Annotated in this window: 13 protein-coding genes; 5 read left to right on the forward strand and 8 right to left on the reverse strand. The window is 38.6% G+C overall.

Annotation, left to right across the window (positions count from 1 at the left end):
* Positions 1–8 precede the first annotated feature (8 nt).
* The 5 genes from CUB63_RS10975 to CUB63_RS10995 form a co-directional block, all read right to left on the reverse strand.
* Entirely contained in the window at positions 9–1,364 is a 1,356-nt protein-coding gene (locus CUB63_RS10975) for a 6-phospho-beta-glucosidase (RefSeq protein ID WP_006534496.1), read from the reverse strand.
* A gap of 161 nt (positions 1,365–1,525) precedes the next feature.
* Complete coding sequence (chbR, locus tag CUB63_RS10980; RefSeq protein WP_072064957.1) at positions 1,526–2,383, reverse strand: transcriptional regulator ChbR; 858 nt, start codon at positions 2,381–2,383, stop codon at positions 1,526–1,528.
* A 1-nt stretch (position 2,384) separates the two neighbouring features.
* Complete coding sequence (gene chbA, locus CUB63_RS10985) at positions 2,385–2,732, reverse strand: PTS N,N'-diacetylchitobiose transporter subunit IIA (protein ID WP_072065055.1); 348 nt, start codon at positions 2,730–2,732, stop codon at positions 2,385–2,387.
* A 61-nt stretch (positions 2,733–2,793) separates the two neighbouring features.
* Entirely contained in the window at positions 2,794–4,152 is a 1,359-nt protein-coding gene (gene chbC, locus CUB63_RS10990) for a PTS N,N'-diacetylchitobiose transporter subunit IIC (protein WP_109848024.1), read from the reverse strand.
* Between the two features lie 93 nt (positions 4,153–4,245).
* Positions 4,246–4,572: a PTS sugar transporter subunit IIB gene (locus CUB63_RS10995; RefSeq protein WP_006534491.1), complete on the reverse strand. Its 327-nt coding sequence runs from the start codon at positions 4,570–4,572 to the stop codon at positions 4,246–4,248.
* A 452-nt stretch (positions 4,573–5,024) separates the two neighbouring features.
* Between CUB63_RS10995 and CUB63_RS11000 the strand changes: the two genes are divergently transcribed.
* The 4 genes from CUB63_RS11000 to CUB63_RS11015 are packed head-to-tail and all read left to right on the forward strand — an operon-like array spanning position 5,025 to position 8,706.
* Positions 5,025–5,996 (forward strand): siderophore ABC transporter substrate-binding protein, encoded by a 972-nt coding sequence (locus CUB63_RS11000; protein WP_109848025.1) that lies wholly within the window; start codon positions 5,025–5,027, stop codon positions 5,994–5,996.
* Entirely contained in the window at positions 5,993–6,955 is a 963-nt protein-coding gene (locus CUB63_RS11005; RefSeq protein ID WP_109848026.1) for an ABC transporter permease, read from the forward strand. Before CUB63_RS11000 ends, CUB63_RS11005 begins: the two co-directional genes overlap by 4 nt.
* Complete coding sequence (locus CUB63_RS11010) at positions 6,942–7,949, forward strand: iron chelate uptake ABC transporter family permease subunit (protein ID WP_109848027.1); 1,008 nt, start codon at positions 6,942–6,944, stop codon at positions 7,947–7,949. The genes CUB63_RS11005 and CUB63_RS11010 overlap by 14 nt, the downstream gene beginning before the upstream one ends.
* Before the next feature lies 1 nt (position 7,950).
* Positions 7,951–8,706 (forward strand): iron ABC transporter ATP-binding protein, encoded by a 756-nt coding sequence (locus CUB63_RS11015; RefSeq protein WP_006534486.1) that lies wholly within the window; start codon positions 7,951–7,953, stop codon positions 8,704–8,706.
* A gap of 64 nt (positions 8,707–8,770) precedes the next feature.
* Here the strand turns inward: CUB63_RS11015 and CUB63_RS11020 are convergent, their stop codons facing one another.
* Positions 8,771–9,325, reverse strand: a complete 555-nt coding sequence (locus tag CUB63_RS11020; RefSeq protein WP_006534485.1) for a TetR/AcrR family transcriptional regulator — start codon at positions 9,323–9,325, stop codon at positions 8,771–8,773.
* Positions 9,326–9,411: 86 nt separating this feature from the next.
* Here CUB63_RS11020 and CUB63_RS11025 point away from each other — a divergent pair, with 86 nt between their 5' ends.
* Positions 9,412–10,935 (forward strand): MFS transporter, encoded by a 1,524-nt coding sequence (locus CUB63_RS11025; protein WP_109848028.1) that lies wholly within the window; start codon positions 9,412–9,414, stop codon positions 10,933–10,935.
* A 61-nt stretch (positions 10,936–10,996) separates the two neighbouring features.
* On the opposite strand, the gene CUB63_RS11030 is transcribed toward CUB63_RS11025, so the two are convergent.
* Both CUB63_RS11030 and CUB63_RS17855 read right to left on the reverse strand, forming a co-directional pair.
* Positions 10,997–12,439, reverse strand: coding sequence for a basic amino acid/polyamine antiporter (locus CUB63_RS11030; protein WP_072065056.1), 1,443 nt, complete (start codon positions 12,437–12,439; stop codon positions 10,997–10,999).
* Positions 12,440–12,592: 153 nt separating this feature from the next.
* Positions 12,593–13,708 carry an Orn/Lys/Arg family decarboxylase gene (locus CUB63_RS17855; RefSeq protein WP_269669688.1) on the reverse strand — a complete coding sequence of 372 codons (1,116 nt, stop codon included), beginning with the start codon at positions 13,706–13,708 and terminating at the stop codon, positions 12,593–12,595.
* Positions 13,709–13,725: the final 17 nt, after the last annotated feature.

Genomic DNA, 13,725 nt, shown 5'->3' on the forward strand with positions numbered 1-13,725 from the left:
ACCGACAATTAATGAGCGGCTTTTTCTAACTCAGCAATTGTTTTAGCAAAATTAGGTAGATGCGCTTTATGTGCTAATAACATTTCGCGCGTAAGCACTTCTGAATCTTTATCTGAAAGTACTAATGGCGTTAAATTCATTGCTAATAAAGCATCATTTAATTCACCACTAATAGCCGCTTTGCTGGCCGCGATTTCAAAAGCTTTAATGGTATGAATTAATCCCATCACTTTTTCATCAAAATGTGTTAAACGTGGATGAGGTTTAGCACCATCACGCCCTAAAATCGCGGTCACTTCAATTGACCAATCTGCTGGAATATTATCGACATGACCATGATGAGGAATATTCACATAATGCTCAGCTTGTTTATCATTATAAATAGCATTAATCACTTCACAGGCCGCATCCGAATAATAAGCCCCTCCACGTAATTCCAACTCTTTCGGTTTGATATTCAAATCAGGATTTTTATACAATTCAAACAGTTGCTTTTCGACTTTTTGTACTACTTTAGCGCGAGCACCACCTTTATAGTATTCGCCCATTTCAATAGCTAACATCTCTTTTTGCTTGAAGTAATACAGCAAATAAGAGCACGGCAACAGATTAAGAGAGCGGATCAATCCCTCACTAAAGGGTAGGTCAAAAATGTTCTTCACAGAGCCAGCAGTTAATGTGCCTGAAGCAACACCGTCTAATAATTCAGGGAAACGAGACTGGCCATTTACAATAACGTCTTTAATAAACACCATGTGATTTAAGCCAAATAAATCAATGGAGAGTTCATCTTTATCTGTTAACTTAAGAACATCTGTAATAAACATCTTCATACCAATTGGGATATTACAAACCCCAATAAATTTCTTAAAGTTGGTATGACGATAAACCGCTTCTGTTACCATGCCTGCTGGATTGGTAAAGTTGATGATCCACGCATTAGGGCAAATTTCTTCAACATCTTTAATAATATCGAAAATAACAGGGATCGTGCGTAGCCCTTTAAATAACCCGCCCGCACCATTGGTTTCTTGTCCTAAATAGCCGTGACTTAACGGAATAGATTCATCAAGTTCTCTTGCTTTCAATTGACCAACACGCAATTGTGTTGTGACAAAATCAGCATCTTTTAACGCTTCACGACGATTAAGGGTTTTATAAATGGTTAAAGGAATACCCGCCTTTTTTACCATGCGTTGGCAAAGCTCAAAAATAATCTCGAGCTTCTCTTTTCCTTCTTCTACATCCACCAACCATAATTCAGTGATCGGCAGTTCATGATAACGTTTAATAAAACCTTCTAATAACTCAGGTGTATAACTGCTTCCGCCACCAATGGTAACAACTTTTAATTTATGACTCATAAAACACTCCCATACAGCGTAATCATGCTGTTATTTGTGTATTAATGGCAAAATTAAGGCGTAAAGAGCCATAAAGAAAATAAGCTTATTTTCTTCTTTCTCTTTTATTTTTAATAAATTTAATCTTTATTGTTGATTAATTTATTACGCCCAATAATGAATTAGTTTGTTTCTTTAATACTACATAAATTTTTTCGATAACTATTTGGGGTTAGCGAAGTTATTTTCTTAAATGTCTTAATAAATAAACTAGGACTACTGTAACCCGCATCAAAGGCAATATCTGTTATCGAATAGTTTGTAATTTCCAATTGCTTTTTCGCAAAATTAATTCGAATATCATGAATAATTTGCATTGGTGTTTTATCGTAATAACGCCGAGTTGCTCGGGTTAAATATTCTTGTGATTTCCCTGATAACATCACCATATTAACCAATGCATTTTCACCAAATTTTTGTTTGTCATGCATCTCGCTTACGGTATCTCTTAGCCATAAAGGAATATCATCTTCAATACGATTATCTCGATGGTGTCGTAATCTGTTCACCACATTAAAGGTGACAATTTCAATAAATTCATTAAATTCCGTATGGCGAAAATTCAAAGAGCCAATAACGGATTCAATATAGGAAAGAAATTCATTTTTTAATTCATAAACTTGTGAAGCGATAAAATAAGCAGGCAATAACGAGAAGTAATGTTTATCAAAAAAGGCCTTACTAATTCCCACATTTAAAATACGTGTTGCACCAAAATCATAGAAACTTTGATGATGAGAGCCTATAGGGATAAAAACAAAATCTCCTCGCTCTAATAACACCTTCTTACCATTAATCTCTTGATAATAACGCCCTGTTAAAACAATGGTGAATTCATAATAATCATGTTGATGCAGTCCGCTGACACTTTCTGTTTTATTATAAATAAAGACATGAAAGTTTTTGCCATTAAATAGCTGATCTTCATAGACCATGCGTATTTCGCTTGGTGCTCTCAATGACTCCACCACAATATTCATCTTATTTTATCTTCTCATGTAACTCGATTAATTCTGTCACTAACTCTCTGGCTAACATTGATGTCATTAAATGATCTTGCGCGTGAACTAATACTAAACTGACTTTCGTTTTTCCTACACCTTGGTCATCACCAATTAAACGAGTCTGTATTTTATGTGCTTCATTTAATGCTTCGCGAGATTGTTCCATTAACTTTCTAGCGCCTTCAAAATCGCCTTCTTTGGCTTTTTTTAATGCGCCATAAGCCACACTACGAGCTTGGCCTGAGTTAATGATAAGCCCCATAATGATCTCTTCAAATTCATCATCGGTTGCACTGCTATCAACGACATTTTCAATATCTAACATCATGTTTCCTCTTTGACACTGGCAAGTGCAGAGAAACCTCTGCACTTGTATTTTCTATCACTTAAAATTTCAACGCGTTAGCAATATCTTCTTCACTTTCTTCTTTTTCAATTTCAGTTTGAGCTTTATTTGAAATAATCACGAAAGGAAGATAAATCAGTGTTGCTACACCCAAGTTAAACAGCGCTAATAACAGTGCTGCGATACTGCCGTTAGTGTTAAAGAATGCACCTAATCCTGTTGGCATCGTCCATGGCGCTATATTTGTTACCGGTGGGATTATCCCTAAGTAATAAGCCGTCACAGTAATTGCGGCAAGAATAGGCTGAATAAGAATAAAGGGAATAAACATCACTGGGTTCATGATAATAGGCAAACCAAAAATAATCGGTTCATTAATTTGGAATAAACCTGCTGGTAATGCCAGTTTTGCCACTTGGCGATGATCGGCGCGACGAGATGCGATAAAGATAGCCAGAATCAGCCCCAGCGTTGCCCCCGTACCCCCTAAGAAGATAAAGGAGTCTAACATCGGTTTGGCCCAGAGATGGAATGTCTTACCTGCCGCTAATGCGGCTTCAACAGAACCGTACTCTGTATAAATCGCAATATTCTCTAATGCCCATGGTGTCATAATGCCACTATCAAGCGCTGTCAACGCTAGTGAACCATGAATACCAAAGAACCATAACAATGATGTGAAGATAACATACGCCCAACCCACTACAGAACCTAACGAGGCTAAAGGTGTTGAGATAGAGTCCAAAATAACTTGGTGGAAATGTGTCTCATAATGTCCTAATCCCCACGAAACAATTCCCATAACAGATAAGATAATAAAACCAGGGATTAAGGCCGAGAATGAACGTGAAACAGAAACGGGTACGCTATCAGGTAAGCGGATCACCCAATTACGACGCACAATAAAGGTAAACATTTCAGCCACAACAAGACCGATAATAATACCTGAAATAACATTCGCGCCCCCTAACCAATTGGCGCCAACAGCATACGCTCCCCCAGCATTATAAGGTGTGACAGTCATAAACGCAGCGATAGAGAGTAACCCCGCGGCGATAGGATCGACCTTTCGCTCTTCGGCTAATCCCATACCGATAAAAAAGGGTGTCATTAATGACATGATACCCAATGTTCCGTTATAGACATTCCCCCCAATGGCTTTAAAACTATTGAGTGTTTCTATTGTTGATGCATCAAGGCGGATACCTAAAGAATAAAAAAAGGAGCCCTCACCAAAACTAAGAAAGACGTTATTGATAAGTACAAACATTGCCCCTGCAAGGGTTAACGGCATTAAACGAATAAAACCATTTTTAATCGCATTAACGTGAGGTTGCTTTCCAATTTTAACCGCAAAAGGAAGGAGTAACTTTTCAAGTGAACCAATGAACTTACTCATAGAAAAATACCCTTAAAATGCCGCTAATTACTCGGCTTGCTGAAAAATTCGCTCTTTGACTGGAATAAAAAATTAAATAATAAAAAAATAAAATTAATTTGTTGTTGCAGATGCTTTTTTAATAGAGGCGACAGCGGCTTTTAACACGCCTAAGCCATCTACTTTTCCATATAACAGAGAGTCGATCACCTCGACCGGTTTATTTGGGAGTAATTTTTGGATATCAGGCAACATCCAACTAATTTGTGGACCAAGTAAAATGAGATCCGCATCCTGTCCTTTTTGTGCTGCTAAGGTTTCAGGAAATGCTTCAATAACCACAGGCACTTGATATTTTTCTGCTTGTGCTCGCATTTTGGTCACGAGAAGAGATGTTGACATGCCAGCAGAACAAAATAAGTAAATATATTTCTTTTGCATAAAACCCTCTTGAGTTGGCAACGATTTACCCTAGAGATAACAAGGCTTTCTCTTGTGCATTCATTACTGTGTCAGTACAGAAACCGAAGTAAGATTAAAATAAGGATTGTTTCTGCTTGAATGAAGTATACGCAATGATACTGGCTAACGATATTTCTTAGTGGTTCAGAATTGTCTCTCCTTGACCTACTCTTTTGACACTCTTCACAAATTGAGCAAATAATCTTAAGAGTTCTTTCACGTCACAAAATTTGTTCTTTATTTTCCTTTAATGATCTCTCACAAAATTTCGCCATTTTAGTCAAGTTAATCCTTTATTATTATGAGAATGTGAATTAGTATCATTACTCTTTATGTTTTTGATGGTATTATCGCCTTCTTTGTGGATCGACATTTAAGCCACTGCTGTAAAGATCCGTGTTATTTCGTGTTGCAACAATATGGGAAAGAGAATGTTTAAAAAGTCATTAAGCCCACTGTTTTTACTGCTTTCTTCACTTGTTATCGCAGGTTGTGATAACGCTCAAGACGCATCAACAGCACAATCAGCGGAGAAACAAACTCTCACGATTGAACATTTCCAAGGGACAACTGAAATCCCTGCACACCCGCAAAAAGTGGTTGTGATGAATATGGAAACCCTTGATATTATTGATGCATTAGGTGTTTCTATTGTTGGCATTCCACAAACGAATGTTCATTTACCAAAATTCTTAGAGAAATACACCAATCCGAACGACTATATCAATGAAGGTGCTTTATTCGAGCCAAACTATGAAAAGCTCAGCACAACAGCGCCTGATTTAATTTTAAGTGGTAGCCGTGCTCGTGATGCATATGCAAAATTAAGTGAAATTGCACCTGCGATTTCAATGGATATCGATCCGAAGCGTTTCGTTGAAAGCCTTGCTGAACGCACCACAACATTAGGTCAAATTTTTGGCAAAGAAGAACAAGCTAAAAAATTACTGGCTGATTTCAATAGCAAAATTGATACCGTAAAAGCCAAAACACCAGACGCAGGTAAAGCAATGGTGGTTTTAGTCAGTGGCGGTAAAATTTCGGCTTATGGCCCAAGCTCTCGCTTTGGCTTTATCTATGACGTATTAGGTTTTGAACCCGCTTATGTTTTTGATAGCCCTGGTTCACACGGCAACATTGTCAACTCTGAATTACTGTTAAAACTTAATCCAGATTGGCTGTTTGTCATTGACCGTGATGCAGCCATTGGTCGTGAAGATTCACAACCAGCTCAACAAGTTCTTGATAATGCACTAGTTAGAAAAGTAAATGCTTGGAACAAAGACCAAGTTATCTATCTTGATGCAAGTTCCATTTATATCTCCGGCGGGATCCAAACTTACTCTCGTTTAATGGATACAATTAATCAGGCCTTGGATCAAAAAAATAAAGTAACTGAATGAAAACGTTCCATTTATCATTGGGGGTAGGGGGTATCGCTATCCTCTCAATGATCAGTCTATTCATCGGCGCAGGAGATATTACTCCTGCTTCGCTTTTTACTGATCCCGATATGCGCGATATCTTCTTTATCAGCCGTGTTCCAAGAACACTATCATTATTACTCGCCGGTGGTGCCATTAGTGTTGCAGGATTGATTATGCAACTGCTCACCCAAAACCGCTTTGTCGAACCTTCTCTTGCCGGAACAACGCAATCTGCAAGTCTTGGATTATTAGTCGTCATGCTGCTCTTTCCAGCGGCAGGCATCTTCACCAAAATGATGGTCGCAACTGTTTTTGCCCTTCTTGGTACATTGTTGTTTATGTTGTTGCTGCAAAAGATCACCTTAAAAACAACACTGATAGTGCCTTTGGTCGGCATTATGCTTAGTGCGGTTATTGGCGCACTTACCATCTTCTTAGCGGTGTATTTCGATTTACTGCAATCATTAGATGCATGGACAAGTGGTGATTTCTCAAGTGTGCTACAAGGCCGTTATGAGCTGTTATGGCTTGTTGGTGCTCTAGCAATCATGGCGTGTTGGGTTGCAGATAGTTTTACTGTTGCCGGAATGGGACGAGAGTTCTCCATTAACGTGGGGCTGAATTACCGCAAAGTGATGATAATAGGATTATCGATTATTGCACTGATTAGTGGTGTTGTGGTGTCTGTTGTTGGTGCATTGCCTTTCCTTGGTTTGATTGTGCCCAATCTGGTGAGCTTAGTGATGGGGGATAATATCCGCAAAACCATCCCTTGGGTTTGCTTAAGTGGTGGTGCGATTGTTTTATTATGTGATGTCATTGGCCGACTTATTCGCTACCCATTTGAAATTCCTGCCAGTGTTATTTTAGGCGCGGTGGGTGCCGTTATTTTCCTTTTTTTACTACTAAAGCAGCAACGTTATGCAAAAAGTTAATTCATCCATAATTAGCAAATGTACTGGCGCTGCCGAACATAAGAAAACGCGCCTTTCGCCCATGTCACGTATCTGGTTATTATTAGGGGTATCGTTATTATCTATTGTGTTATTTATGACGATAAACCTAAACGGCAATATCTCTTATATTTTGACTCATCGTGCTTACATTATTCTCACCATGATTGTAGTGGCTTTTGCCGCGGGTGTTTCAACAATATTGCTCCAAACTATTGCAAATAACCGTATTTTGACACCATCACTTATGGGGTTAGAAGCCCTGTTTGTATTGCTACAAACCGTGTTTGTCTTTTTTGAAGGCGATATGCCTGCGTCATGGATGTTGAACTTATCAAAATTCTTTTTAGAATCAACATTGTTGGTGCTATTTTCGGTTGTACTTTATCGTTGGTTGTTTAGCTCGGTACGTTTTAACATCAATTTAGTCCTGATGATTGGGATCATCTTAGGTACGTTATTTCGTAGTTCAGCCACACTATTACAACGTTTGATGGATCCTAATGAGTTCTCCATTTTACAAGGTCGCATGTTTGCCACCTTCACCCGTGCAACCCCTGATCTTATCTTTTGCGCTTTAGCCATTATCGTTGTCGTCGGTGTTTTACTTTGGCGTATGCGCTATAGCTTTGATGTAATGGCATTAGGCCAAGCGAATGCGATTAACCTCGGTATTAATTACCGCAAACAGACCACTTATATTCTGTTACTCATTTCTGTCTTAGTGGCTGTTTCGACCGCTTTAGTCGGCCCGTTAACCTTCTTAGGTTTAATTGTCGCTAACCTTGCTTACCATATCAGTGGCAGTAGCCAACACCGTTTCTTAATGCCTGTTGCCTTCCTACTAGGTACTATTGCCTTAATCGGTGGGCAACTGGTTTTAGAATATGGCTTAAAAATGACAGGAACACTTTCTGTTGTGATTGAGTTTGTTGGTGGGATGTTCTTTATCTATTTGGTGTTAAGAAGACTTTAATATGATTGAAATCAGTAAGATATCAAAGCATTATCAAGATATAACCGTTCTCGATAATATTACAACAACCATTCAACGTGGCGGTATTACTTCGATCATTGGTCCTAATGGCGCGGGTAAATCCACACTACTTTCTGTTATTGGGCGTTTATTGCTTCCTGAAAGTGGCATGGTCAGTGTTAATGGTATGGATGTTGCGGCAACAGATAGTGATGTGCTGGCAAAAAACCTCTCAATACTGCGCCAAGAAAACCAGTTCGTCAGCCGTTTAACCGTAGAAGAATTAGTTGGCTTTGGGCGTTATCCTTACAGCAAAGGGCGGTTAACACTCGACGATAAAAAAGTCATTGATGAGTCATTAGCCTTTTTAAATTTGACTGAATTTCGTCATCGCTATCTAGATGAGTTATCAGGCGGACAACGTCAACGTACCTATGTTGCGATGGTGCTATGCCAAGATACAGAATATGTCATGCTTGATGAACCACTGAATAATCTTGATATGAAACATGCGGTAATAATGATGAAACTTCTGCGAAAAGCCGCAGATGAATTAGGAAAAACCATTATTATCGTTATTCATGATATTAATTTTGCTTCAGTCTATTCAGACTATATTTTAGCCATGCGTAATGGACAGCTGTATTATCATGGTTCACCAAAAGAGATCATGAAAGCCGATATTATCGAGGATATTTTCGATACCCCCGTTGACGTTAAAGAGCTCGATAATAAACTCATTGCTATGTATTACTAATTCCATTTAGCCATATTATCTTCAATAAAAAGCATGTTGTTTTTATTATTAGCAACATGCTTTTTTATTGTTTTTTCTCTTGTTCAAGCAACTCTGAATCAATATCTTCAAAGATAGATTGCCATTCGTTATCATCAATATCCATTAGTCCAAAATAACGCAATAAAAAGGTGCCTTCTGTCGCTAAAAATGCCAATCGTGCACGTTTTCCAACCTCCGTTGTTGTATCTAATCCCGCCAATCGCTGTTGATACCACTCTTTGGTACTTTGTAAATACTCAGGCGTCTGTAACAATGCCGCCATCAAACTCGCACCTTTGGCAAAAGCGACTTTGTCATGATTATGGGTCGCATGAATATGTGCAGCAACACGATTTTCTGGCGAGTTATCGTTTTCAACACTCTTTTTAAACTGCGCTTCATAGTGACCTTCCCAGTGTTCAAACATGGCATCAATCATCGCCTCTTTACTGCTAAAACAGTATTGAACACCCCCTTTAGAGATCCCCATTTTTTTTGCAACGGTATCAATCGTCAGTGCGGCAGCACCTTGTTCCATAACGATATCGAAGATCGCTTCTAATAATTTTTCTCTATCAATCGTTCTTTGCCGTCCCATAAAAAAACCTCTTTTCAATACGACCGTATGGATTTATATTGTAGCCGTTAGTAAAAATAATACACATAAAAATAACTGAGATTTCTATGATAAAAGATTATAAACGTTGGATAGTACTACTTTTGGTATCGAGTATGCTGTTTCTCATTGTTGTTGATGTCACAGTGCTTTATACCGCATTGCCACGTTTAACTCATGATTTAAACGCCAGTGCATCAGAAAAATTATGGATAATGAATGCTTACCCGTTAATTGTTGCTGGATTACTACCTGCAGCGGGTATGCTCACAGACAGGATTGGCCATAAAACACTCTTTATTTGTGGGTTACCGCTATTCGCTCTCGCTTCTTTGTGTGCAGCATTTTCACCCACCGCAACGACCTTAATTGCCTCTCGTGGTTTTTTAGCAGTTGGAGCCGCAATGAGTATGCCAGCTACTCTGTCAATAGTGCGCCAAGTCTTTAGCGACTCGCAAGAACGCGCTATTGCGATTGGCATTTGGTCTGCGGTTGCTTCTGGCGGTGCGGCTTTAGGGCCTTTAATTGGTGGGATGTTGCTTGAACATTTTTGGTGGGGCTCTGTCTTCTTAATTAACGTCCCTATTGTGCTTTTGGTATTACCATTTTCGATTTGGCTTATTCCTAAGTTTGCTGGACATGGTAACCATAAAATTGATTATTTAAGCTCAGTACTGATCCTAATAGGTTTAATCAGCGCTATTTATGCTTTAAAAGAACTAGGAAAACCTTATACACAGTGGAATGAAGTCACTATTACAGGTGTAATTGCGGTAATTTTTCTCACACTATTTACCTTGCGCCAACGTAAACAAACTCACCCGATGATTGATTTTGGGTTATTTAAAAACCGCTTTTTTAGTATCGGGATTTTAATGGCAGTGCTTTCTATGGTGATCATTGTGGGCATTGAATTACTACTTAGCCAGCGTTTACAGCTTGTTGCGGGTTTTACCCCTTTAAATGCAGCATTAGTGATCTTACCTATTCCAATTGGCTCTGTGTTGGCATCCCCTTTAGCGGGCTATTTTTTAACACGACTAGGGGAAATTCGCTTAATTATTGCTGGATTTATGCTTACTTTGATAGGAAATCTGTGGTTAATTGCTGTTTATCAAACAACATCACCCATGGTGTTAATTGGTAGCTTATTTTTAATCGGCTTTGGTTTAGGTATTATTTTTACCACCGCATCGACATCCATTATGTTAAGTGTCGCTGATAAGCAAGCAGGAATGGCGGCCTCCATTGAAGATGTGGCTTATGAGCTAGGGAGCGTGATTGGAGTGACATTTATGGGCAGTTTGATGAGTACAGTGTACACCTTAAAACTCGTACTACCTGATTCATTAGCTATCAATGATGCAGCCTATGACAGTTTAGATGAGGCTCTTATTGTGGCAGAAAAATTACCAAATGATGTGGCTTCTCTTGTGATATCTCAAGCAAATTTAGCCTTTGAAAATGCCTTTTTTGTTGTATTAATTGCCACGGCTATTATGACTGCATTAAGTTTATTCTTTTTGCCTTATTGTTTACGTCATACTGTAAGAAAAAAAACAATTAACCATAATTCACTATTAGATCAATAGTATAAATAACCTCACGCATCACCATGGTACGTGAGGTTATTGATTGCAATATGAGAGAATATTAAAGCGTAATAATTCCTTTCATCAGTAAACCGATAACTATCACATCAAGTAGTAATAAAATAACGAGATAAAGCGTCTCTTTTTTCTGAAAAATAGGTTTATTATCGTGTTTCTCTTTACGTGACCAGATAAAAACAGGCAGTCCACATGTCAATAAAATTGGGACTAATGCAACATATTGAATTTGGCTTGCATACAAAATAAAGAGGCAGAAAATAACACCTAATACACCACTTAATAAGGCTAATCCTCTTCCTGTTTTTGCATATTGATCATATTGGCGGTTAATACAAATCTTAGTGATATATAACGTTGTAGTGATGTAAGCGGGAACAACCATTAATGCGCTAATGTTATACATGGTATTCCATGCATTATTTGAGAAATAAACCAATAACATCGCTGCTTGCATCACAATACTGCTCACCCATAGAGATGTATTTGCGGCTTGGTTTTTATTGGTGCGTGCAAAGGCTTTAGGAAATGCACCTTTTTGCCCTGCGACCATCGGAATTTCTGCACATAACATTGTCCATGCTAACCATCCCGCTAAAACCGAAATAATCAGCCCGACATTCATTAACCAGTCCCCCCAATTACCAACAACTTTGGCTAATACACCCGCAGTTGATGGATTACTTAATTGAGACAGTTGTGGTTGTGGCATAATGCCAAAAGGTAAGATGGATAATAAAATATAAATAATTAATGCTAATAAAAAGCCTAATAAGGTTGCTTTACCAACATCTTTTTTATTTTTTGCTCTACCAGATAAAACGACAGCACCTTCAACACCAATAAATGCCCATAGGGTTACTGTCATCGGTGCCAGTATTTGGGACATTAATGACACTGGCTCTGCCTTATTATCCACCGTACTCATAATTTGTGGTGATGTACCCCAGAAGTTACTAAATAACTGGTAATAATCATTCAGCACACCCAGAATAATAACAAATAAAATCAATGGCACTAATTTAGCAATGGTTCCGAGTGTATTAACAAAGCCCGCAACTTTCGTTCCTGATAACACTAAAAAGTTATAGCCCCAAATTAAAATGGAACCACAAATAATGGAATTTAAATTATTGCCATCGGTAAATACACCGGGGAAAAACTGATCGAATGCATCCATCAAGATAACAGCGAAAGCCACATTACCAAATGCGGTCATTAACCAATATCCCCATGCAACATTAAATCCAATAAAAGACCCAAACCCTTCTTGTGCGTACATATAGACACCAGCTTGAAGATCAGGTCGTAAATCAGATAATAAGCGAAACGCATTAGCAATAAAGTAAATACCAATACCCGCAATAATCCATGCGATCAAAACCGGCCCTATCGCTGAACTTGCCGCCGTATTTTGTGGCAAGCTAAACACACCACCGCCTAACATAGAGCCCACAACAATTGCAATCAGGGCAAATAAACCCAACTTTGCACCATTATCACTCGCCGCGGGGGGGGGTATTCTTTGACGATGTGGTTTCTGATTTGTTTGCCATAAAAACCTCTTACCTTAAGATAATAATATCTGGCGCCTAATCCCACGCCAGATATTTTCATCGCATCATAATGTTGTCATTAATTACTGACGGCCTTTTTTAATTGCTGACACACGGCGTTTGAATTTCACATGTGAAGGTAATTCTTTCGCAATGCGTTCATCTTCAACAATCGCTCTTACCCAAAAATCACCCTTCTCATCGACATTGATCCCTTGTATTTCATGCTCAAACCCTGGAAATGCCTTATCAAAAATTTGTAAGGCTTTTAGGTAACCAATAATACCTTGATCTCCTTTAGGTAAGCGTTCACCCGGCATAAGAACAGGAATTCCCGGTGGATAAGGAACTAACATACTCGCCGAAATACGCCCTGAAAAATCATCTAAAGGGATATGTTCTGCTTTATAGCGAACGACTTTTTGATAAGCCTCCGCTGGTGACATGACAGGTTCTGGATCACTATTTACTGCATCATTAATATGTTTCATTAAATCAAGCTCATCCATCTTTTCATGCATAGATTGGCAGAGTTGTTTTAATGTCATTTTTGCATATTGAGGAGCGATTTCTTTTAGTGAGGGAATAGCATCTATCGCTAACGCATCGGAATCATAGAGCTTTTTAAAGGTCAGTAAACTTTCTAATAACGTTCCCCATTTACCTTTAGTTACCCCTACAGAAAAGAGGATTAAAACGGTATAGTCCCCCGTTCTTGCAATTTCAATACGCCGATCGTCCAAGAATTTAGTAATGATATAACCTGGGATACCCATCTTTTGATATTGACCATCGGCAGTAATACCAGGGCAGGTAATTGTGACTTTAACAGGGTCTAACATACTGTCGGTATCAGCAATATCTTCATCAGAAAAACCATGCCATTTATCACCGATTTTTAATGTCCAACAATCAGACTCTTGGCTTAACAAATCGAGAGGTGCTTGCTCAAAGCTGTGATTTTCGCCAGTTTTCGGATCACGTACTTGAGTTGGCTGTAATACATCGAAGAACCAATCAGAATCACCATTTTGCTCTTTTAATTGGCGTTTGACAGAAACGACGGCCTTACGAAATGCAATGGCTTCTTCTATCGATTCTTGTACTAAAGAATAACCAGATTCTCCTTTCATCATTCCGACTGCAACATCAATGGAAGCAATAATAGGATAATAAGGTGAAGTGGTGCCATGCATCATAAATGAGTCATTAAAGT

This window comes from Proteus penneri, assembly GCF_003144535.1.
GTDB lineage: Bacteria > Pseudomonadota > Gammaproteobacteria > Enterobacterales > Enterobacteriaceae > Proteus > Proteus penneri.